Source organism: Exiguobacterium sp. s161, from assembly GCF_018619045.1.
In the GTDB taxonomy this organism is placed as follows: Bacteria; Bacillota; Bacilli; order Exiguobacteriales; family Exiguobacteriaceae; genus Exiguobacterium_A; species Exiguobacterium_A indicum.
In genome coordinates this window covers 177,120-199,914 of the sequence record NZ_JACSNH010000003.1, presented here as the reverse complement: position 1 = coordinate 199,914, position 22,795 = coordinate 177,120, and the positions used below count along the sequence as shown (strand labels likewise).

General features: G+C 45.1%; 21 protein-coding genes. 4 read left to right on the top strand and 17 right to left on the bottom strand.

The window, feature by feature from the left end; all coding sequences use genetic code 11:
* Window positions 1-5: 5 nt before the first annotated feature.
* The 5 genes from KNQ14_RS10555 to KNQ14_RS10535 all read right to left on the bottom strand — a co-directional run bounded on the left by KNQ14_RS10555 (window position 6) and on the right by KNQ14_RS10535 (window position 5,548).
* Window positions 6-1,835: a GGDEF domain-containing phosphodiesterase gene (locus KNQ14_RS10555; RefSeq protein ID WP_214747564.1), complete on the bottom strand. Its 1,830-nt coding sequence runs from the start codon at window positions 1,833-1,835 to the stop codon at window positions 6-8.
* A gap of 151 nt (window positions 1,836-1,986) precedes the next feature.
* On the bottom strand, window positions 1,987-3,417 hold the full coding sequence (locus tag KNQ14_RS10550) for an NAD(P)H-hydrate dehydratase (protein ID WP_214860973.1): 1,431 nt from the start codon (window positions 3,415-3,417) through the stop codon (window positions 1,987-1,989).
* Window positions 3,418-3,511: 94 nt separating this feature from the next.
* Entirely contained in the window at window positions 3,512-3,943 is a 432-nt protein-coding gene (locus tag KNQ14_RS10545) for a Fur family transcriptional regulator (RefSeq protein WP_023467528.1), read from the bottom strand.
* Entirely contained in the window at window positions 3,915-4,784 is an 870-nt protein-coding gene (locus tag KNQ14_RS10540; RefSeq protein WP_023467527.1) for a metal ABC transporter permease, read from the bottom strand. Before KNQ14_RS10540 ends, KNQ14_RS10545 begins: the two co-directional genes overlap by 29 nt.
* Window positions 4,781-5,548 (bottom strand): metal ABC transporter ATP-binding protein, encoded by a 768-nt coding sequence (locus KNQ14_RS10535; RefSeq protein WP_023467526.1) that lies wholly within the window; start codon window positions 5,546-5,548, stop codon window positions 4,781-4,783. The genes KNQ14_RS10540 and KNQ14_RS10535 overlap by 4 nt, the downstream gene beginning before the upstream one ends.
* A 215-nt stretch (window positions 5,549-5,763) precedes the next feature.
* On the opposite strand from KNQ14_RS10535, the gene KNQ14_RS10530 reads away from it, so the two are divergent.
* From KNQ14_RS10530 to KNQ14_RS10520, 3 genes are all read left to right on the top strand, one after another.
* On the top strand, window positions 5,764-7,302 hold the full coding sequence (locus tag KNQ14_RS10530; RefSeq protein WP_023467525.1) for a Ppx/GppA phosphatase family protein: 1,539 nt from the start codon (window positions 5,764-5,766) through the stop codon (window positions 7,300-7,302).
* Window positions 7,299-9,452 (top strand): RNA degradosome polyphosphate kinase, encoded by a 2,154-nt coding sequence (locus KNQ14_RS10525; protein ID WP_214747555.1) that lies wholly within the window; start codon window positions 7,299-7,301, stop codon window positions 9,450-9,452. Before KNQ14_RS10530 ends, KNQ14_RS10525 begins: the two co-directional genes overlap by 4 nt.
* Window positions 9,453-9,517: 65 nt before the next feature.
* Window positions 9,518-9,688 (top strand): XapX domain-containing protein, encoded by a 171-nt coding sequence (locus KNQ14_RS10520; RefSeq protein WP_087679838.1) that lies wholly within the window; start codon window positions 9,518-9,520, stop codon window positions 9,686-9,688.
* 55 nt (window positions 9,689-9,743) lie between these two features.
* Here the strand turns inward: KNQ14_RS10520 and KNQ14_RS10515 are convergent, their stop codons facing one another.
* From KNQ14_RS10515 to KNQ14_RS10480, 8 genes are all read right to left on the bottom strand, one after another.
* Window positions 9,744-9,926, bottom strand: coding sequence for a FeoB-associated Cys-rich membrane protein (locus KNQ14_RS10515; protein WP_087679837.1), 183 nt, complete (start codon window positions 9,924-9,926; stop codon window positions 9,744-9,746).
* 12 nt (window positions 9,927-9,938) lie between these two features.
* Window positions 9,939-11,918 carry a ferrous iron transport protein B gene (feoB, locus tag KNQ14_RS10510; protein ID WP_214747549.1) on the bottom strand — a complete coding sequence of 660 codons (1,980 nt, stop codon included), beginning with the start codon at window positions 11,916-11,918 and terminating at the stop codon, window positions 9,939-9,941.
* Window positions 11,915-12,151 (bottom strand): FeoA family protein, encoded by a 237-nt coding sequence (locus KNQ14_RS10505; protein ID WP_214747546.1) that lies wholly within the window; start codon window positions 12,149-12,151, stop codon window positions 11,915-11,917. The genes feoB and KNQ14_RS10505 overlap by 4 nt, the downstream gene beginning before the upstream one ends.
* A 168-nt stretch (window positions 12,152-12,319) precedes the next feature.
* Entirely contained in the window at window positions 12,320-12,937 is a 618-nt protein-coding gene (locus tag KNQ14_RS10500; protein ID WP_214860972.1) for a hypothetical protein, read from the bottom strand.
* Window positions 12,938-12,957: 20 nt separating this feature from the next.
* Window positions 12,958-13,860 carry a deoxyribonuclease IV gene (locus KNQ14_RS10495; protein WP_214860971.1) on the bottom strand — a complete coding sequence of 301 codons (903 nt, stop codon included), beginning with the start codon at window positions 13,858-13,860 and terminating at the stop codon, window positions 12,958-12,960.
* 98 nt (window positions 13,861-13,958) lie between these two features.
* Window positions 13,959-15,311 (bottom strand): DEAD/DEAH box helicase, encoded by a 1,353-nt coding sequence (locus KNQ14_RS10490; protein ID WP_023467520.1) that lies wholly within the window; start codon window positions 15,309-15,311, stop codon window positions 13,959-13,961.
* 47 nt (window positions 15,312-15,358) lie between these two features.
* Window positions 15,359-16,312, bottom strand: coding sequence for a sugar ABC transporter substrate-binding protein (locus KNQ14_RS10485; protein ID WP_035398353.1), 954 nt, complete (start codon window positions 16,310-16,312; stop codon window positions 15,359-15,361).
* A complete protein-coding gene (locus KNQ14_RS10480; RefSeq protein ID WP_214747540.1) occupies window positions 16,309-18,072 on the bottom strand; it encodes an ATP-binding protein in 1,764 nt (587 codons plus the stop codon). The genes KNQ14_RS10485 and KNQ14_RS10480 overlap by 4 nt, the downstream gene beginning before the upstream one ends.
* A gap of 144 nt (window positions 18,073-18,216) precedes the next feature.
* On the opposite strand from KNQ14_RS10480, the gene KNQ14_RS10475 reads away from it, so the two are divergent.
* Complete coding sequence (locus KNQ14_RS10475) at window positions 18,217-19,164, top strand: 4-hydroxy-3-methylbut-2-enyl diphosphate reductase (RefSeq protein ID WP_214747538.1); 948 nt, start codon at window positions 18,217-18,219, stop codon at window positions 19,162-19,164.
* Between the two features lie 83 nt (window positions 19,165-19,247).
* Here KNQ14_RS10475 and KNQ14_RS10470 read toward each other — a convergent pair whose 3' ends face one another.
* From KNQ14_RS10470 to rpoD, 4 genes are all read right to left on the bottom strand, one after another.
* Window positions 19,248-20,360 carry a Nif3-like dinuclear metal center hexameric protein gene (locus KNQ14_RS10470; RefSeq protein WP_214860968.1) on the bottom strand — a complete coding sequence of 371 codons (1,113 nt, stop codon included), beginning with the start codon at window positions 20,358-20,360 and terminating at the stop codon, window positions 19,248-19,250.
* The gene (locus KNQ14_RS10465; RefSeq protein WP_326937793.1) at window positions 20,360-21,079 is read right to left on the bottom strand and encodes a tRNA (adenine(22)-N(1))-methyltransferase; all 720 of its coding nucleotides are present in this window, start codon (window positions 21,077-21,079) and stop codon (window positions 20,360-20,362) included. The genes KNQ14_RS10470 and KNQ14_RS10465 overlap by 1 nt, the downstream gene beginning before the upstream one ends.
* Before the next feature lie 117 nt (window positions 21,080-21,196).
* Window positions 21,197-21,538 carry a cytochrome c550 gene (gene cccA / locus KNQ14_RS10460; protein ID WP_023467513.1) on the bottom strand — a complete coding sequence of 114 codons (342 nt, stop codon included), beginning with the start codon at window positions 21,536-21,538 and terminating at the stop codon, window positions 21,197-21,199.
* A gap of 153 nt (window positions 21,539-21,691) precedes the next feature.
* Window positions 21,692-22,777 carry an RNA polymerase sigma factor RpoD gene (gene rpoD, locus KNQ14_RS10455; protein ID WP_023467512.1) on the bottom strand — a complete coding sequence of 362 codons (1,086 nt, stop codon included), beginning with the start codon at window positions 22,775-22,777 and terminating at the stop codon, window positions 21,692-21,694.
* Window positions 22,778-22,795: the final 18 nt, after the last annotated feature.

Sequence of the window (22,795 nt, the reverse complement as noted above, 5' to 3'; positions counted from 1 at the left end):
TTTGATTAATGAATCGTTCCTTCATTCGTTTTTTGTAGCAGACAGATGATTTCTTTAAGTGGTACGGGTTTAGCGAAGAAATAGCCTTGGAACAAATGAATCCCGATTTCTTTGGCAATGCGTACTTCCTCTCCTGTCTCTACTCCTTCAACGATACATTCGACATGCATCGACTCACTCAATTGAAAAATCGACTCAAGAATCGATTGTCGTTTATCCGATGCTCCAATTTGTTCAATGAATTGCTTCGGAATCTTTAATTGACGTAACGGTAATAAACGTTCGAGGACGTGATAAGACGCATGACCAGTACCGAAATCATCAAGCGAAACTGGGAAATCAAGCGTTTTGATGCGCTTGAGCGCTCGATGAATCGACTGACTCTCAAAATCGAGCGACTGACTTTCCGTAATCTCAATCTTAATCTGTTGCGGCTTTAATGCATACTTGAGTAACGTTCGTTCAATGAATGGCATGAACGACTCACTCGTCAACTGTCGTGGTGATACATTGACTGACAACGTAAACTCATCCGGAACCAGACCGACCAATGCTTTACGCGTCTTACATCCTTCCTCAAAGATCCACTCACCTAGACGAATGATCAAGTCACTTTTTTCAGCAATCGGGATGAACACGGATGGTCGATCGGCTCCCTGTAGCGGGGTCTTCCATCGAACCAATGCTTCGAGACCGATGAATTGCTCTGATCGAACATCGTATTGCAGTTGATAGACGAGGTGAAAATCCGTTTCAATATTAGCCTGTGCTAACGATTGTGCTGCTTTGACTCGTAATTCTTGATCCTTACGCCATTCTTGGTCAATACACATCACACGTTCGTTTTGTTGCGCTGCTTCTTGTAAGGCAGTCAATAATTGCTGCACCCGACGCTTTCGATTGTCGGTCGCCCCATCGCCATTATCAATGACGATGGATATGTTGACATAGACATGATGCCCCTCGATTTCGTATGGTACGGAAATTTCTTGGCTCAATTCTTCCATCGCTTCCTTACATGCCACCTCGTCCGGCTTTTCCATGACGATCAATAACGTCCCTGCTTCAATCCGAGCAAACGCTTGATAAGGAGGTAGTTGTCTCTTGAGTCGCTCGATACAGGCGCGTAGTACTTGTAACTGAATATCTTCTCCAAAATAACGTGCCAGCTCATAGTAGTTTTCTAAATGAATCCCGACAAAAATGAGCTGTTGTTCGGATCTTGGAAAATCAATTTCGTTTAATCCTTGGCGATTCAAGACACCTGTTTCTTCATCACGTCGCGCCGTATCGTGTAATTGTATCGCAAGGTCATTCAAACGATTTAAATTGCGAATATGCAAGTGATTGATGACAAGTGCAATCGATACGCCAATCACAATCATACCAATCCGCCCATAATGGTCGGTCGGATCAATTTCCACCGTTACGGTATCGACATTCCCCATGACGTACAAACTAGTTGCGATGGTAACAATGATGGCGTACCACATCATGATGCGTTGATAGGAGATTAAAGCGATCATCAAAAACAAAAAGCTACTTGCCCAAACGGTAACTGCCGCGTAAGGTAAAAAGCTAATCGATGTAATCGGAACGACGAGCAACATCAAGGACAATAAGTGCGTTTGCAAAACGATTTCCATCTTACGACGACTGATATAAAAAATAAAAATTCCCATGATGACTAAAAATGAAATAATGACAGAACGACTCAAATATGCATTCTTGATTGTCTCTTCCGTCGTCGTATAAATGATTAGAGCACCAACAAGCATCATGAAAAGAGCAAAGTTTCCAATCCACCATTGTTGTTTCCGGACAATGTCCTCCATGTATCCCCCTCCTTTCCAGTAGATTTTCCGTATATAGGTTTCGACATCGCTTGATGATACTCCTGTCATATAGAATGTGTCAATTATTCCTTAAAAAGAAAAGTCTTCCCTTATACTTGCTGCGGAAGACTTTTCTCTCACATCCAGTGTTCTATAACTCAAGTCGTCCTAACTCTTCGATGACATCCGTTGCTAACAAACTACTGGGATGTAACCGTCGTTCAACTTGTTTTGAAGCACGTGCATACCACTCCGCTCCTTGCGCTAGTGTTCTTTCGATATCTCCTGTTGGATGTTGTGCAAGAAGGCTGGTTAATATGCCAAACAGCGTATCCCCACTTCCTCCTTTGGCGAGACCACTTGATGCACCAGAGACGACGAATCCGCCTCCATCTGGTTTCGCGATTAAGATGACATGAGACTTCAAGACGACAGTTACTTGATGCAAGATGGCATAGTCGGTTGCCTGACCAAAAAGATCATCTTGAATACTTTCGACACTCTGATTCGTCATTCGGGCGAATTCACCGATATGCGGTGTGACGATGATTGGCGCGGTTCGTTCGGGATAACTTTCTTTTACTAGAGCTGCAGCATCTAGTACAACCGGCAAATCACTCTCAAGCAGATAGTCCACCCATGTTTCGACTGCCTCTTGCGATAATCCGGGACCGATTCCAACTGCTGAGACGGAGGGAATCATCTCCTGAATTGCTAGTAACGTCTGATCAATGACCATCGCTTCCGGCGCTTGGGCGATGATTCCATGTTTCGCAAGTGCCGTCGTTGCCACTTGTAGTTTACCGACTCCTGTTCGTAAGGCTGCCCGTGTAGCGAGTTGGATGGAACCCGGCATCGTCTCACTTCCACCAATCAATAGCGCCGTCCCGTACGTTCCTTTATGACCGTATGGTTCCCGCTTGAACAAGGCGGTCACACCCTTAGGTGATACGCGCCATTCACCGAATGTCGGTAATCCGATATCAATCGTTTCTAATTCGCCATAAAACGGTGCTGTTCGTATTAAAAAGGCAGATCGTTTCATTGCATGTAATTGGAATGTCACGTCTGCGCGAATCGCTGTCTCCTTAAATTCCGTTGCATGATCCGTCGGTACTCCGCTCGGTACATCCACTGCATAGATACGTGCCCCTTGTCGCTTTTGTTCCGATACGAATTCACATTGCGCTTCGAACACCTGATTCATCCGCTTTGGATCAAATCCCGTTCCATATAAGGCATCTAGAATGACATCATATTGACCACACGGTTGTTCGGTCACGAGTCCAAACGCTTCTGCATAATGAACATGAACGATGGATGTATCCGAACGATTTTCTCCAATTGGTGCATGTAGTGTGACATCAAATCCGTCGCGTATCAATTCGCGTCCAATGACATACCCATCCCCACCGTTATTGCCTGTCCCACATAAAATCAAGATTCGCTCCGTCTTCCTATGACGCTCTTTGATACGTGTTGCGATGTGACTTCCAGCTCGTTCCATCAGCACTTCAAGTGGCAGTCCGGATGTCCGTGCCCACTCATCGATTTGTCGCGCTTCTTGTGTATCATAAATCATCTTCTCATCACCTCTGTTCGACTATTCCCGTTTTGAACAGGACTAGTCTTTTAAAACGCAAAAAGAGGACGCCCGACCGGGCATCCTCTTTCATTTAAGATGTCATGCGTTGACAATTCGCACAGCGTCCATAAATTTCGAACTTATGATCCTCGACTTCAAAGCCAGTCTCTTGGACCGGAGAAACCCATTCCATCGGACAGACATTCAATGTTTCCGTCTTGCCGCAGATTCGGCATATCAAATGATGATGATGGTGTCCTGAAGCACAAGCTGCTCGGTATTTCATCTCACCGTCTAATTCCGTCACTTCTAATAAGTCGATTTCCGAAAAGTCATTCAAGTTTCGATAGATTGTATCATAACTTAACGAAGGATGAGACGTTCGAAGAGCTTCTGCTACTTCCCGCGCACTGACATAACGATTCACTTCAAACAGATACGATAGCAAATCGAGACGCTTCGGTGTCATTTTAAACCCAGAAGCCTTCATGCGTTCACGCGCTTGTTCGATGTTCGTCTTCATGTGTTTTCCCTCCTATCCAAAAACGTTCCAACAGCATCACGATGATCAGCTCAAGTACCGCAATCAAGACGATCATTCCGCCGGGTGCCAAATCGAACTGATAAGCCAGGATGAGTCCAAGTACTGTAGCGATTTCGCCGAAGATGATTGCTAAAAAGATTGTCATCTTAAAACTCTTCGCAATTCGAAGTGCTGCCGCAACCGGTAACGTGATTAAGCTTGAGACAAGCAAAATCCCAACGATTCGCATACTGATCGCAATGACAAGCGCAACGACGATCATAAAGAGAATATGCACTAAGCGAAGGCGAATCCCGGAAACGCGCGCCTGCTCCTCGTCAAAGGAGAGGAACAACAATTCCTTGTAAAAAGCAAAGACGAAGATGACGACGACGATCGTCACGATAAGAATCGTGTACACATCCGTCAAGGCGACAGCCGAAACCGTTCCAAATAAGAAGGAGACGAGATCCATTGAAAAGCCGTTCGCGAGACTGATGAATGTTGCCCCAAGCCCCATTCCCGTCGCCATGATGATCGGGATTGCGAGTTCTTGGAAGTGCTTGTACTTCGCACGCAACCAATCGATCGTAAGTGCCGCGATGACCGACGTCACGATTCCTAAATACAGTGGATTCAAGTCCGCTAATTGTGCGACCATTCCAGAAATCAAGAGACTGAGCGCAATCCCAGCTAGCGTGACGTGTGATAGTGCATCTGCGATTAAGCTCATCCGCCGGACGACGACGAACGAACCGATCAATGGTGCCGTGAATCCGATCAGAATGGCAGCCACCAAAGCGTACTGTAAAAACTTTAACGTCATGAACGCTTCAATCATTGGACACTCTTCCCTTCATGAACGAGGACACGTCCCGGAACCGGATAGAGGGAGCGGATCGTCTGTTCATCTAGTTCCCAGTATTCCTTGATGCCACAGTTACATCCTAAACGTCCATCGACCAGATGAATCACATCCGTGACAAGTTTACTAACGAAATGAATATCATGTGTGACAAGAACGAATGTCCGGCGCTTATCTCGACGAAGTTCTTCTAAGATCTCATAAAATTCTTTCACGTATCGCTGATCGACACCAACGGTTGGTTCATCCAAGATCATTAAATCAGGATCGTTGACGAGCGCACGTGCGATGAAGACACGTTGTTGTTGACCACCGGATAGGTCGCCGACTTTTGAATCGCGTCGCTCCCACATGCCGACCGTTTCGAGGGCCGTTCGTACTTTGTCTCGATCGTCGCGAGACAAGCGACGAAAGAGTCCTTTTTTAGCGTACAGTCCCATCTCAACGACTTCTGCGACAGTCACCGGAAAACCGGAGTTGAACGCTGCCGCTTTTTGCGAAACATAGCTGATCCGCCACCATTCATTGAATTGTGATTGGGATTGTCCAAATAAACGAATCGTTCCTTTCGGTTGCAATAACCCTAATATACATTTGATCAGCGTCGATTTTCCGGATCCATTTTCACCGACGATGGCTAAAAATTGCCCTTGCTCGACCTGAAACGAGACTTGATTCAACACCCGACGATCCGGGTAATCATAGCTGACTTGATCAATCTCGATGATTGGTGTTTCCATGTATTTTCACTCCTTCCGTTTTCGTAAAACGGAATAATTACGCCTTAATCAACTGTCTTATTATAGCGCCCGCCAATTATTGGTGCAACTCTAGCAACTTCCTATCCTCCTTAGAAAACATTCAAGGTACAATAAAGAAAGAAGCTAGCTGTTTCCGGCTTGTTCAGAGAGGGAATTCTTTTAGTGCACGCATCGCAGAGAGGAGTCGGAGTCATTTGAAACAAGAACTTGCAGTCATCGATATCGGTTCCAACTCGATTCGTTATGTCATCTTCCATCCGATCGCTTCTGGTCGCTATATCGAGAAGATTAATATTAAAGTCGTCGCCCGGTTATCTGCTCACATCAACGAGGATGGAGCACTCGATGATGAAGGCATCGCCTTACTCGAAGAAACGTTACATCGTTTTTATGAAGTTGGTGTCACCCATGAAGTCGAAGAAACGATCTGTGTCGCGACAGCAGCCATCCGTAATGCAACGAACCGAGATGCCATCGTTGAATCCGTTACAGAAAACACGCCTTTTTCCATTCAGGTTCTGACAGATGAACAAGAAGCATACTATGGCTATTTTGCCATCATCAATTCGACCTTCCTGACTGATGGCTTTTCTGTCGATATCGGTGGTGGTTCCATGGAAGTCACCTTGATTGAAAATCGCGAAATGGTGGCGTATCACAGCTTTCCATTTGGTGCCGTCACTTTGACACGGCAATTCGTTTCGGACGAGACACTAAATACCAGCGATAAGAAAAAATTGGTGAAGTTCCTACGGGAGCAATTCGAATCGATTCCATGGCTGAGTGATAAAAAGCTTCCTTTAATCGGTGTCGGTGGTTCTGCCCGAAATTTCGTTCGGATCCATCAGTCGAATCAGGACTATCCCCTACGAAGTGTTCACCAATATCAAATCAAAGCGAAGGAACTCGCGAAGATGGTGGACGATCTCGAAGGCAAGTCGGCGAAACAACTATCGAAAATCGAAGGACTCTCAAAGGATCGAATTGATATCTTCCTGCCGGCATTGATTGCGATTCAAGAGTTAGCTCATCACATCGAAGCGGAAGAATTCGTCATGAGTAATCTCGGTCTTCGCGAAGGTCTTGTTTACGAGTTCGATGTGCAGGACGAAGCATACCGTCGGATTGAAAACGTACGTGAGCAAAGTCTCTATCAGCTCGAAAGCGACTATAAGGTCAATCGAGATCGTGCGTCATATATTGGAACTCTCGCCAAATCGATGTACCGGCAGCTCGTCACGCTCGACTTGATTTCAGAACGCGCGTCTGATCTACGACTGCTCGATTCAGCAAGTCGCTTATTTTATTGTGGACAATACATTAATCCAGATACACGATCGGACCAGACGTTCTACCTGTTGACGAATACCGAATTGAATGGCATGACGCACAAGGATCGCGTTGCTCTCTCGCTTGTCAGCTCCTATTCTTCTGCCAAACGGATGAACCAGCTTGCGAAACCTTTCAAGGACTGGTTTACGGAAAAATCGCTGGATCGCTTTGATCTACTTGGTTCTCTCCTCAAATTAAGTCATGCGCTCGACGTGACGGAGCGAAAAGCTGTCGATCATTTAGAGCTATTCCTTCAAAAGGATCAACTCCAATTCGTCCTCGATACAGGGGATCATGATTATGGATTCGAAGTCGAAAAAGCGGAAAAACAAAAGAAACACCTGGAACGAATCATTGATTGTACGATTACCTTCGAAACGAAAGGAGATCTTCCTTCATGAAGCTCGACATACCGGAACATTTCAATAATCGTGAGCTTAGCTGGCTCCAATTCAACAAACGTGTACTGGATGAAGCGTTTGACACACGCAATCCGTTAATGGAACGTTTTAAGTTTCTCGGTATCTTTAGTTCCAATCTAGACGAGTTCTATATGGTACGAGTCGGTGGTTTAAAGGATGAAGTACTCGCCGGATTCAATAAACCGGAAAATAAACAACAAATGACACCCAAACAGCAGTTACGTGCGATCGCAGCGAAAACAAAGGAGTTAGTCGATCGGCAATACGAAGCATTTCAATCAATCAATCAGACGTTATCCGATGAAGGCATTACATTCTTAAAATATGATGCCCTGACTTCGGATCAGACGACCTATGTAAAATCCTTTTTTCGTGAACAAGTCTTTCCGGTACTCACGCCTGTCGCCGTCGATGCCTATCGTCCATTCCCGATGCTCTCGTCAAAGTCACTCAACATCGCGACGGTACTCGAGGCAGAAGACGGGACAAAACGGAATTTGGCGCTCGTACAAGTACCTGCTGTCTTGCCACGATTCGTCGATTTACCGGTAGAAGATGATGAGACGACCGCTGTCATCTTACTCGAAGACGTCATCATCGCCTTCATCGATAGTCTATTCAAAGGCTATCGTGTGTTGTCTGCGATGCCGTTTCGAATTACGCGGAATGCCGACCTTCCGTTTCACGAGGAAGGTACGCATGACTTATTAAAGCTGATTGAGAAAGAATTAAAAAAGCGGCGTTGGGGAGTCGCGATTCGACTCGAAGTTCAAAAAGCTGCCATCAATACCGAACTGCTCAACATGTTGCGCGATGTACTTGATTTACAGGAACGCGACATCTTTGCCGTGGATGGTCCGATTGATTTAACGTTCTCCTTTGCCTTTTACAGTCAAATCGGTATTGAATATGATCATTTGATTTATCAGACGATCATGCCAGTCGACCCACCAGCACTCGATAGTTCAAAAAATCTGTTTAATCAATTACTCGAACGCGACTATCTCTTGCATCATCCGTATCATACGTTTGATCCGATCGTCCGGTTCATCGTCCAAGCGGCGAATGATCCGAACGTCCTTGCCATCAAACAAACACTTTATCGTGTATCTGGTGATTCTCCGATCATCAAGGCCTTAAAAACGGCAGCGGAGAACGGGAAACAGGTCACCGTCCTCGTTGAACTGAAGGCTCGATTCGATGAGGCGAAAAACATCGAGTGGGCAAAGCAACTAGAGAAAGCTGGCGCTCATGTCATTTACGGATATAGTGACTTAAAGACACACTCGAAGATCACGCTCGTCGTCCGACTCCACGAAGGCAAGATTCAGCGTTTCGTCCATCTTGGTACCGGCAACTATAATGATTCGACAGCGAAACTATACACGGACGTCGGATTATTGACCGCTCGGGAAGAGATTGCCGAGGATGCGACGAACTTCTTCAATTGGTTATCCGGATACGGGGAACAGCCGGAATGGAACGTCATCCAAACTTCACCGAACGCGATGCTTGAGAAGTTTCTGTCATTAATTGATGAAGAGATTCATCATCACAAAAAGCACGGAAATGGTCGAATCGTTGCTAAGATGAATAGTCTAACGGAAAAAGACATCATTTTACGGCTTTACAAGGCATCGCGCGCCGGTGTCCAAGTCGAACTCATCGTTCGGGGTGTCTGTTGTCTACGTCCTGGAATTCCAGATGTTTCGGAGAATATTCGCGTCATCTCGATCGTCGACCGTTACTTGGAGCATTCACGCATCTTCTACTTCCATCACAACGGTCAGGATTTGATGTATGGGTCAAGCGCGGACTGGATGACACGCAACATGCGAAAACGGATTGAAATCTTGTTCCCGATCATGGACGAAGAACATAAGGAGTATTTAAAGGATTGTCTTGCCCTCGCCCTTGCTGATAATGTAAAGTCGCGTGAGCAGGCAGCCGATGGATCCTATCATTACGTGAAGGATGGAAAACAGAGCTGTGAATCCCAGTTGCTGATTCAAGACTATACGAGCGGCAAACTCAAACAAAAACCTAGTTTTACAACTCCATTAACACACAAGTGGATTACGATCGAAAAGAAAGAGGACAAAGTCATTCTTGATCAAAATGCTACATGATTCTGGTCATGTTTTACCACGTACTCTACTTCAAATGCTGATTTAAAGCAGAAAGGACGAAATGTATGCTTCAGCAAATCTTATTATCCCTTCTCGCCGGCGTCATCTGCGGCGTCGTGTTTACCGCACTGAAATTGCCGATTCCTGCTCCACCCGTCTTTCCAGCTGTCGTCGGAATCTTTGGTGTCTTCCTTGGGATGAAAATCTATTTATTTATAGTAGAACGCTTTTTCTAATCCAAACAAAACCCGTTCTCTAACTGCCTCGCGCAGAAAGAGAACGGGTTTTTGATTATTTTTTTAAGGCTTCAGCGATCACACGATCCCAGTTGACCTCATCACATGCCGTCTCACATGTCGGCTCTACTTCACATGTCGCACATTTCCCTTTTTTCGCTTTTTTCGTAAAGCGAACAAGTGAAAAACCAGCATAACCAAAGACGATGAGTCCGATGAGTATATCGATGAAATGCATCTGTTCTCCCCCTTAAGCGAATCCCAACCAATGTCCTGTTTGATAAATGATGAACGCCACCCCGTAAGCAACGAATAAGCCATATAAACTAGCAATCCACGTCCACTTCGCACTTCCGACTTCGCGACGAATGACAGCGACCGTTGCTAAGCACGGGACGTAAAGCAAGACGAAGACCATGAAACTATACGCGCTGAGCGGTGTGAACTGTTGCGCGATATGACGTCCCAGTTCCGATTCATTGACAGCATAAATGATTGCCATCGTTGAGACAACCACTTCCTTCGCAAGAAATCCGGTAATAAGGGCAGCACCCGCCTGCCATGTTCCGAATCCAAGCGGTACGAGCACAGTGGCAATGACGCCGCCAATCATCGCAAGAAAACTATCATTCATATTGACGTCCAGTCCACCAGGTCCTGTATAGGCGAGCAACCAAATGACGACTGATCCACCGAAGATGAACGTTCCCGCCTTTCGAACAAACCCTTTTCCTTTTTGCCATGTACTCCGCCATAGCGTTAACCCTTGCGGAATCCGGTATGGTGGTTGTTCGACCAAAAATAAGCTCGTCGCATCTTCTGCAGCTAACACTTTCGAAAAGACTTTTGCTGCAATGAGCGCCAGTACGATTCCAAGGATATAGAGCGATAAAACGACGAGTGCCTGATTCGTCGCAAAGAAGCTTCCCGCAAAAACAGCGTAAATCGGTAAACGAGCAGAACAAGACATGAATGGCGAGATAAAAATCGTCACTAAGCGCTCCCGTTCTTCTTCTACAGAACGAGCAGCCATGATTCCTGGCACATTACAACCGAAGCCGATAATCATTGGAATGAAGCTTTTTCCGTTTAATCCGACCATCTGCATGAATCGATCCATGACGATTGCGACACGTGCCATGTAACCCGAATCCTCCAAAAATGAGATGAAGAAAAAGAGGACGAAGATTTGCGGGACGAATACAAGTACCCCACCAACCCCAGCCACGACACCTTCAACAAGTAAATCTTGAATGAACTGTGAGGCACCAAGCGTACTCAACAAACTGACGAGCCCTTTGGAGAGTGGTCCAGCGATGAATCCATCCAGTAAATCCGACATTGGCGATCCAATCCAGTTGAACGTCACATGGAACAAAAGATAAAGAATCGCAAAGAAAATGGGTAATCCTAAAATCGGATGTGTGACGATGGCATCAATCCGTTCTGTCCAGTTCGTTCTTGTCGTCTGTTCTTCCGTTACGACAGCTGCCCTCGTCGCCACTGCCCAGTGTCGACGACATTCCGTGATATGCGCATGAACGAATCGTCCTAGCTGTTGTTCTAGCTGTTTACGAATCGTTGCGATCTGTGGTGTCCGTTGCTCTAACACGTCAACAAAAACACGATTCCCCGCTAAATATTGAACAGCCATCCACCGTTCCATCTCCGGCATATCGACGATTTCGAGGATATCCTCAATCGCCTGCTCGGTCTCTGAACCATAATCAATTCGAAGGACAGGATGTGGTTTTTGTTCTAAGGAAGATAATAATACATCACACCCATCACCCGTGCGGGCAACGATGGGGAAAACGTCAACGTGTAAGACGTTTGCTAAACGCATTGGATCAACTTTCATTCCACGATGATCGGCTACATCCATCATGTTCAGCCCAATTTGAAGCGGTTTTCCGATTTCAAGCAACTGGGCGGTTAATTGTAGATTTCGCTCGAGCTGTGACGCATCGATGATGTTGATCATCGAGTCAAACGACTCCTCCATTAAAAATCGGGCGACGACTGCTTCATCCGCAGACAATGGATCTAAGTCATATACACCCGGTAAATCAATCAATTGCCCACGATCGCCACGCAACTGTCCAATTTTTTTATCTACTGTAACTCCCGACCAGTTCCCAACATGAGCATAGGAATTCGTCAACCGATTAAACAAAGACGTTTTTCCAGTGTTCGGATTTCCGAGCAAGGCAATACGTTGCGTCGTCATGGGACATACACCTCGATTCGTTTTGCATCTCTGCGGCGGATGGCAACCATTTGGTGATGATCCTGCTGTTCGATTGTCATAGGACCTTGAAATATCGCTTTTCGTCGCACGATGATCGGACACCCTTCATAAAAACCAAGCGCAAGTAACCGCCGACGTAATCGATCATCGATGTGATTCATGTTCGTCATCACGACAGGCTGGTTCATTGGAACCGTAGCTAAATCCATCATAGCTGCTCCCCCATTTATCTTTTCATTCATTGATAACAATTATCATTCCTGATTATAACACCATCGATTCCTTAGTTACATAGGAATTCAACAAATGAATCAACTAGATATGTCCGTCTTAATAAAAAAACTCTGCTTTCCTGACCAAGATCAGGAAAAGCAGAGCTTTCATTCTCTTTCTTCCGTGGCTGCTGCCGTATCTACAGCATGAAGCATCTGTTGATGTAACCATCGATGGCAGGTCGGGCAAACCGTCTGATATCCTTCTGGTGTCAAATGCCATTCAAGTAACGACTGCCTAGACTCCTCACAATGCATACATTGACGCGCGACTTGTTCCAGATGATTTCGCTCCTTGAAGCGCTCGATTCGACGTTGTTTAGATTGTTCGAGTGTCAGTACATCCGTTTCGAAATACCCATACTGCCATGAATCAAGCAGACGCGTGCGAAACACTCCTTCGACCGGTCCAGTTTTAAGACCAAGTTGATCGAGTGGTCGTCCAAGTAAGGGATGACGTAAATCCACACTGATGAGATCAAGGCACACATATGACCCTTCTGAGTCGTCAGCATTCGTCAACCAAAATGGATCTTCTGGACGTGTCGTATACTCGGTGAACAAGGCTTCAGCATACGCCAGGATACCGTCAGTCGTCGCAAGAAACACTTCTTCTCCCTCTACCAGTTCTGCCGGCAAATAAAACGGTTCCTTTGTTTCATAGTAGTGGACAACAGCTTGTCGTATCGCAAAACTAGTCTCATCGACGACGAGTATATGACACATCACAGACACCCCTTTATGAGTTATTCGACTGGTGCTCCTAGAATCGGTAGACGCCAGTCTGCATCAAACGCACCCGAACGTAACATATCGATTTCTTGTTTATACGGTGCCACTTTTTTCTTTGGATCGAGACCAATGTATGGCGTCTCTAAGATTTTCGGTAAATGTGCCAGAGCAGGATGATGCACGACACGATGTAAGGCATCAAATCCAATCTCACCAAAACCAATATTTTCATGACGGTCCTTTCGAGCACCACGGATATTCTTTGAGTCATTCACATGGATGACACCAAGACGATCCAGTCCAACGATCCGGTCGAATTGTTCAAGGACACCATCTAAGTCGTGCACGATATCGTATCCTGCATCATGCACGTGACATGTATCGAGACAGACGGACAGACGATCATGATATGTGACGCCTTCGATGATTTGAGCAAGTTCCTCAAAAGTTTTTCCGATTTCCGATCCTTTTCCAGCCATCGTCTCAAGCGCGATCTTGACCTGTTCGTCACCTGTCAGTACTTCATTGAGTCCTTCGACGATCCGTTTGATTCCGATTTCTTCCCCAGCACCTACATGCGCACCAGGATGTAATACGATGTGTTGCGCCTTTTCAAGCGCTTCTGCTCGTTTAATTTCTGCTGCTAAAAACGAAACGGCGAGTTCGAATGTCTCGGGTTTCGTCGTATTCCCTAAGTTGATGATATACGGCGCATGCACGACGATTTCCTCTATTCCATTAGCGCTCATATGTTGCAATGCTTCTTGAATCCGTAACTCTTCCATCGGCTTACGGCGTGTATTTTGAGGTGCTCCTGTATAGACCATCATCGTCGTTGCACCGTAAGATGCCGCTTCCTCACTTGCACCTAATAGCATTTTTTTCCCCGAAACGGAGACGTGTGAACCTATTTTCATGTTCTTTTCCACCTTTCTCTTTTTACAGTGTACCAAATCTTGAAAACGACAAGACACCCGAAAAATGTTTTTTCATTTCACGGGTGTCATCAATGGAATTATTTTGATTTACGTGCGTTTTCTTTACGTTGCGCGCGACCGACACCACGTTGTTCTTTGATGCGTTCACGTTTTGCTGTTTCTTTCAGCTTGTATTGATGTTTCTTCTTATAACCTGGTTTAACACGTTTTTTCGCTTTTGCTGCTTCACCCGAAAGACGGCTATGTGCTGTCTTCGAGACGGCAGTCTTCATGTGCGGCTTCGCACGGCGACGTTCTTTGACTTCGACGATTTGAGTTCCTTTGACATCAACGTTTGTGAATTGAATGCCACGGTCCTCTAAACGATTGATCATGCCGTTCTCGTGATCTTCAAACAGTGTATATGCCAATCCATCTTGATCGACACGACCTGTCCGACCGACACGGTGGACGTAGAAGTCTAAATCTTTTGGAATGCCGTGGTTAATGACGTGCGAGACACCTGAAATATCAATTCCGCGTGCAGCAAGATCCGTCACGATGACATATTGATACTTCGCATCGTTGATTTCTTTGATGGCTTGCTTACGGCGACGTGCTGGAAGATCTCCGTGAAGAGAACCAACGTTCAGTCCTGCTTCTAGGAACAAAGCTTCGACTTCGATTGCTTCTGCTTTTGTATTCGTAAAAATTAAACAGATATAAGGGTTTAACGCTTTCGCGACTTTCAACGTCAATTGTGAGCGCTCACGATGTTTGACCGGAATCGTATGATGAACGATTTTCTTCGCTGTCTGTTGTTTTGGATCCACATGCGCATAACGCGGGTTATTCATATATTTTTTCAAGAACGGTTGCAATTTCTCAGGAATCGTTGCTGAGAAGACCATCATCTGAAGCTGTTCTGGAAGAGCTTGCGCAATCCGGTCAACTTCTGGCAAGAAGCCCATGTCGAGCATTTGATCCGCTTCATCGATGACATAGTGCTTCACGAAATGCGGTTTTAAAGCCTGTTCTTTGAATAGGTCTAAAATACGTCCTGGTGTTCCGATGACGATTTGGGGCGAGACTTTCACACGACCGATTTGACGTTCGCGATCCATTCCACCTGTAATAAGACTCGTCTTGATGAAGTCTGGTTCCTTCACGAGTAACGATTTCAGTTCTTCATGAATTTGCCATGCAAGTTCGCGCGTTGGAGCAACGATGATGGCTTGTAATTCTTGAAGCTTTGGATCGACGTTTTGAACGATTGGAAGAAGGAACGATAACGTTTTTCCTGTTCCTGTTTGTGATTGACCGATGATATCGCGTCCCTTTACTGCAGCTGGGATGATCCGCGACTGAATGTCGGTCGGTTTTGTGATGCGGGCGTCATCGAGTGCTTCGATGACGAACGGGTGTAATTGATAATGGCTGAATCCATTCATGAATTGACACCGTCCTTTCCTTATTTGCTGAGGCTTCTGCCTCTCGATTAGTTCAACATGGTTATGGGTCTACTACCGTCATACAGATAGGAGTACGTATAAAAACGAGTTGGAATCTTTTTGTTTTTCGTATGAAGCTTCAATGCACTGAAGGCGACTTTCATCATCTCATCAGCACTCTGGACGACCGTCGCATCCATCGATTTCATGTCAACAGCTTCTAATATAGCACGATTCCCGTCTATGCCGACAATTATTTTTCCTTTGATCCCTGCTTTTTTCAATGCTTCGAGGACACCTAGCGCGATATCGTCATTGTGACAATAGACTGCATCAAACGGAATTCCCGACTCAATCACCTGTGTCATGACCTGTTCTGAAGTGACGGGGTCGTAATCTCCATTCACGGATTCGACGATTTTCAGATCCGACTCCCGCTCAAGACCAGTCAAAAATCCCCGGTGTCGTTCATTCGTCGTGTTGACGTTTGCCGTACCTGCGACTTCAATGATATTAGCGGTGGCTCGTCCCGTCTGCTTGATGCGTTCGTGTTTGATGAATGATGCAAGTTGTTCACCAATCAATTGATTATTTGAGGTAATCGAACTGACGACTGCATCGGAGCGAATCAATCGATCGATCGCAAAAACAGGGATATCTTCTTTGGCAGCTTTTTCTAAAGATTCAGCGATGTAAACATCGTCGAGTGTGGTAACGAAAATTGCATCCACTTTCATTCGAATGAATTCTTCAATCTGCTCTCTTTCATTAATGCGTGAATTATGCGACGTCGCGACGACTGCTTCATATTTATTCAGTTTCGCTTGTGTCTTGAACGCATCAACGAGCCGCTGCGCAAATTCATGTTTATCATTGACGATCGTAAAACCGATGAGATGACGACGCGGATTCGAATCCGTATTCACGAACATATTGGATATAAGAAGAACGGATGATATCCAAATGACTAAGACGAATAGCCACGCTTTATTGAATTTCATTCCGTTTTCTCCTTTCGAGGTAAGTGAACTTGAATCGTTGTGCCAACTCCAGGTTTACTGTCAAAAATCATCTTCCCTTTGTGATCGCGTACGATTTGTTTTGACATGAACAGTCCAAGACCATTTCCATCCACTTTTGACGTCTTGAATGCTTGACCAACATGATCAATCTGATCACCGTCCATTCCGACACCATTATCTTGGATGATGAAGACAACCTCTTCCGGATAGATATGCACATGCAAATGACAAATCCCATCTGGCCCTTTAAACGCGACAGCTTGAAGGGCATTTCGAACACAGTTTGCTAAAATCTGCAAAATCCCCTCTTCTGATGCATGAATCTTTGGCATAAAGGAAGGTGTATAAATTTTACAATCCGCTTCGTAAAGATGAGCTTCCGCTTCTAAGATATATGTCAGCTTCTTCATTAAATCATTCATATCAATCGTCGTTTTTTGAAGCGCATTGTTCTCGCCTTTGGATAAATCAAGCATCGTCTGAATCATGCCGTTCGCTCGATCAAGCTCAGATAAAGCTAACATCAACATCTCTGTATCTCGATCCTTTTCTGCGGCTAATAACTGTAAGGTCATTTTGACTGGTGTTAATGGATTACGTATCTCATGAGCAATGCCCGCCGCTAATTGACCAAGTGACGCTAGCTTCTCTTGCTGCAACATGGTTTGCTGTTGACTTAACTGCTCAAGTCGCGCATGTTCCATTCGCTGTGAGTATTCATTATAAGCAGCGACCAATGTCTTCACTTCGTTTGATCCGGCACGTTCAAGGACGATCGGTTTCGGGGAACTACTTTTCTCAATTTTATGAACAAGCTCAAGTAAAGGAGATGTCAATTGTCGTGACATTAAATAGCCAACAATCAGACTAAGGACGAGCGTCAAAGCGGCGATGATCAAATACTGCTGCCGTGTCGTGTAGACAGGTTCATAAAAAACGTTTCGCGGCGTTCGAACGAGAATTTTCCAATCCGTCACCTTTAAATCTTTTGCAAAGTAATACATATCTTGATTCGTACTAAAGATTTCAGATGGTTCGACGGATTGAAATGCACGATCGATCACACTTCTCGACAATAGTCGTTCTTCGTCTGTCACAAGATTACTCGACGTTGCTAGCAATTCTTTTTTACTATTAAATAAATAGGCAATCGTTTGATCATCAAAAGATTCTAATGATTTCCGGAAAATGATTGAATTCATCGCACTTAGTCCACCACCAAACACACCTACACGTTCGTTACCATCTCGAACTGGCACGAACATATATGTGACGGCATCTGATTCCATTGAGTACAGCTTACTCATATGAAAATCCGTACTTGTCAGAGTTTGTAGAAAATCATCATCCTTTACTATCGTACTATCTGGTACGCGACGATCTTCACTTGAGAACCAAGTAATCTGTTTCGTCTTTCTGTCAAAATAAAAAAGACTTTTAAATCCAGTATCAATATCAAGAAGATTTGATTCTTCAATTTTTCGACTTAGCTTATCAGGATTTTCGACGTTTAACTGCAAACTCATGATTTCCTCATGTAAATTCCCAATGTTATCACGGATCGCGTTTCCAGAAACTTCGACACTTTTCTCACTCTGCTTTTCCGTTTGCTGTTCGACTCGTGAAATCGTGACTCGATCCGCAGTAAAGGCAAGCGCTGAAATGACAAGACATAACAGGATGAATAAGATGGCGGTGATTTGAAAAAAATACGACCGCATCATTTTCTTAGACTCCACCCTTTCGCCCCCTTATTAAATAATTGCAACTTCATTAGTATACCATGTTCTGTTTCTGAAACAGACTCCTCTATTTTCATTCCCGTCTAAACAATGGTACACTCTAACTAATCATTCTTTTTCACAAAGGGAGAATCTACAACTATGCTAGTAAAAAAAATCAGCCCCCGCGGCTATTGTTACGGTGTCGTCGATGCAATGAAACTTGCACAACAAGCGGCATTGAATAAAGACTTGCCACGCCCGATTCATATTCTTGGTATGATCGTTCACAATGCTCATGTCACACGTGAATTCGAAAGTATGGGTGTCATCACAGTCGATGGTCCCGATCGCCTCGAAGCACTTGAGACGATTCAAGAAGGAACTGTCATTTTTACAGCGCATGGTATTTCGCCTGCTGTTTATGCACGCGCCGCCGAAAAAAATCTGCACGTCGTCGATGCAACATGTCCTGACGTGACGCGTACACACGATTTGATTCGACAAGTCGTCGCGGATGATTATGAAGTCATCTACGTCGGCAAACATGGACACCCGGAACCTGAAGGTGCAGTCGGTGTAGCACCAGAGCATGTGCACCTCATCGAAAAAGTCGAAGATATCGATGAACTCCCGCCTCAGCTCGCTCATAAAAAAATCATCGTCACGAATCAGACGACGATGAGCCAATGGGATGTCCAAGCTTTGATGGAACACGTGCGTAAAAAGTATCCGCATGTAGAAGTACACAATGAAATCTGTAACGCAACACAAGTCCGGCAAGAAGCGGTGGCTGATCAAGCAGGAGATTGTGACCTTGTCATCGTCGTCGGTGATCCACGTTCTAACAACTCGAACCGATTGGCACAAGTATCATTCGATATCGCAGGAACTCCAGCGCATCGGATTGGTGATTTAACAGAACTCGATCTATCATGGCTTAAAGGTGTACAGCAAGTTGGTGTCACATCAGGTGCATCAACACCAACACCAATCACGAAAAAGGTCATTGATTTCTTACAGCAATATGATCCATCAGACATCAGTACACATGACAAGACACCATTCCTTGAACTACGACGGATTTTACCAAAAGTAAAAGTCCTTTAACCTGAATATGATAGAAGTAATAACAAACACCGGACAGCGAATCATCGCCGTCCGGTGTTTTATCTCATTTTTTACTTTACATATCACAAAAAATGAAAGGGATTCGTATTGGCTGTCGAGACGATGAGTTCCACATCTATCTTCTTCTCTTTGAATCGTTTGCTTAATTCGTTGACGACGCCTTCTTTCATGACCGACTCCACATGATGTCCCGGATCGACGACTGCTAGTCCAAGTGCCATCGCATCATGCGCTACATGGAAATAGAGATCTCCTGTCACAAGGACATCTGCTCCTGCAAATGCTGCAGTCGAGACGTACTTATTGCCGTCACCACCAAGGACCGCTACTTTTTGGATATGGCGCGATTCGTCTCCGACGAAGCGTAAGTTTTGTACACCAAACGCATCGCGAACATGTTCTGCAAATTCTCGTAACGTCATTGCTTCCGGTAACCGACCAATCCGTCCAAGACCAAGTGATGTTGCCGGGCGTTCTTGGCGAATGAGATCATAGGCGACTTCCTCATATGGATGAGCCTGTTTCATCGCTCGAATGACTTGTTTCTGATTCAGTTCCGTGACGATCGTTTCGATTCGGACTTCTGAAACGCGTTCGAGTCGCCCTGCTTCACCGATATACGGGGTAGCTTCCGTCAACGGTCGGAATTGACCTGTTCCATCGACGTGGAATTGACAATCACTGTAGTCTCCTTCTTTTCCTGCTCCCGCTTGTGCAAGGGCTGTTGAAACGCGCTCTACAGCCTCGGTCGGTACATAGACACTTAGTTTATATTGCGTGTTTTCAAACGTCGGTGCTAGTACTTCACAAGACTCAAGACCAAGCGCATCTGCCATCCAGTCATTGACCCCGCCTGGTGTTACGTCAAGGTTCGTATGTGCAGCATACACCGCAATATCGTGTTTGATACATTTTGTGACGATCCGTCCTGTTGCAGAACGATCCGTCACATTTGCTAATTTACTAAAAATCGGTGGATGATGCGCGATGATGAGATCGACCTTCTTTTCAATCGCTTCATCGACGACAGACTCCAAGACATCAAGTGTCACGAGCACACGTTTGACGTCCTTGTTCAATGTTCCGATTTGTAGACCAATCGGATCACCTTCGAGTGCGAATTTTTTCGGAGCAAATGTTTCAAACTGCTCAATGACATGGTTCCCATTCGCCATTAGTTCGTCACCTCTTCCATCTTTTGAATCAATCGTTCGATGGCTTCGATTTTTTCAGATAAAACCTCCGTTGCTTGTCCTTGTTTCATCTGAGCTAGGATATACTCTCGCTTTTGTTTTTCAATCTGCCATTTTTCAATGAATTCTGGTGCACGTTCCCGCATTAACTGTGGTCCAAAGAACAATTCCCACTGACGTGTTGTTTCGTCCTCTGAGTACAGTGTTTCATCTCCACGTTCTGCAACGAGAATTTCATAGATCTTTCCGTTCTCCTCGACGATGGCTTCAGACAATAACGCATATGAATTCGTCAGCAACCACTTCCGAACATCGACTGCATCAACATTTGGTTGAAGGATCAAACGTTCCTCCCCCGACAGCCGATCTTTGCCTTCTTCAAGGATTGAGGCAATCAGTGTTCCGCCCATTCCTGCAATCGTAATCGCTGTTGCTTCGCCCGGCTTTAAAACCGATAGTCCACTTCCAAGGCGGACATCGATTTGTGACTCGAGCCCGACAAGCGCCACTTGTCCTTTTGCCGCTTCCATCGGTCCTTCGTTTACCTCTCCCGCGATCGCGCGTTCGATTTTCTGTTGCTGGATACAAAAACATGGTACGAATGCATGATCTGATCCAATATCTGCGAGGATAGCTCCTTGTGGAATATACGACACGACTTTTTGGAGTCGTTGATCCAATACGACGTTCATTTGCATCATCTTCATCCTTCCTATTTTCCGAAAAACTCTCTTTTAAAAATAGCGGATTTACGCTAAAAAAGATACCATACACCACAAAAAAACATCCATCTCGTAACGAGATAGATGCCCTTGTTCTTATTTCTTAGCAGCTAACCATTTGGCTAGAACAGCTGCTTCTTCGTCATTCGCAAGACCGCCAGGCATTTGCCCTTTACCGTTCATTGCGATGTTCTTAATTTCATCTTCTTTCAGCTTCGCGCCGATCTTTGTTAAGTTCGGACCTGTTCCGCCTTCTAAGTTTCCACCGTGACATCCTGTACATCCTTTAGATGCAAACAAGTCTTCTGGCTTCATTTCTGCAGTTGACGGCCCTTTTCGAGCTTCCTTCACCTGATCGACCCCAAAGTAAGACAATGAAATCATAGCGATGATGGCGATGACTGCGATCGCCGCGAACGGTACTAATGGATTACGCATTTGGATTCCCCCCATATTCTATACCCAACCAAGTTGGTGACTGAATGGTATTCCCCGTTACTATTCTACTGTAAAAAAAACAGGGAAGGAAGAAAAAAACGAAACTTTTTTCTTCCTTCCCACTAAAATTTCATATATTCTTCACACTTTGAATTAATCGAGGAAATCTTTCAGGCGTTTCGAACGACTCGGATGACGTAATTTCCGAAGTGCTTTTGCTTCGATTTGACGAATTCGTTCACGTGTAACACCAAATACTTTCCCGACTTCTTCAAGTGTCCGTGTCCGACCATCGTCAAGACCAAAACGAAGACGGAGGACGTTTTCTTCACGATCCGTCAGTGTATCTAACACATCTTCGAGTTGTTCTTTCAAGAGTTCGTATGCTGCAGCATCTTGTGGTGCTGTCGCATCTTGGTCCTCGATGAAATCTCCGAGATGTGAATCATCCTCTTCCCCGATTGGAGTTTCAAGAGAAACCGGCTCTTGCGCAATCTTCAGGATTTCACGGACTTTTTCTGGCGTGATTTCCATCTCTTTTGAAATCTCTTCCGGTGATGGTTCACGTCCGAGATCTTGCAAGAGTTGACGCTGGACACGAATCAATTTATTGATCGTCTCAACCATGTGAACCGGAATTCGGATTGTCCGCGCTTGGTCAGCAATCGCACGTGTGATTGCCTGACGAATCCACCATGTTGCATACGTCGAGAATTTATATCCCTTCGTATAGTCGAATTTCTCGACCGCTTTAATCAGACCCATGTTGCCTTCTTGAATCAAATCAAGGAACAACATACCGCGTCCGACATAACGCTTCGCAATCGAAACGACGAGACGTAAGTTTGCTTCCGCCAATCGTTTTTTTGCTTCTTCATCGTTTTGTTCGATTCGTTTAGCAAGTTCGACTTCATCTTCTGCATTTAACAAATCAACGCGACCAATTTCTTTTAAATACATCCGGACAGGGTCATTGATCTTGACACCAGGAGGAACAGACAAATCGTTTAGATCCGCCTCTTCTTTTTCGTCCCCTGTACCGTCATTGTTGACCTTGATACCTTCTGTTTCAAGCAATTGAAGGAATTCCTCGAATTGCTGAGCATCCATTGATTCGAACGAACTTAGTTTGTCTTCGATCTTTTGGTGTGACAATTCACCATTTTTATGTCCGAGCGCGATGAGTTCCTCTTTCGCGAGACGGAGTAATTCAGCTTCTGATCTTGCTTTTTCTGCCATCGAACCATACACTCCTTC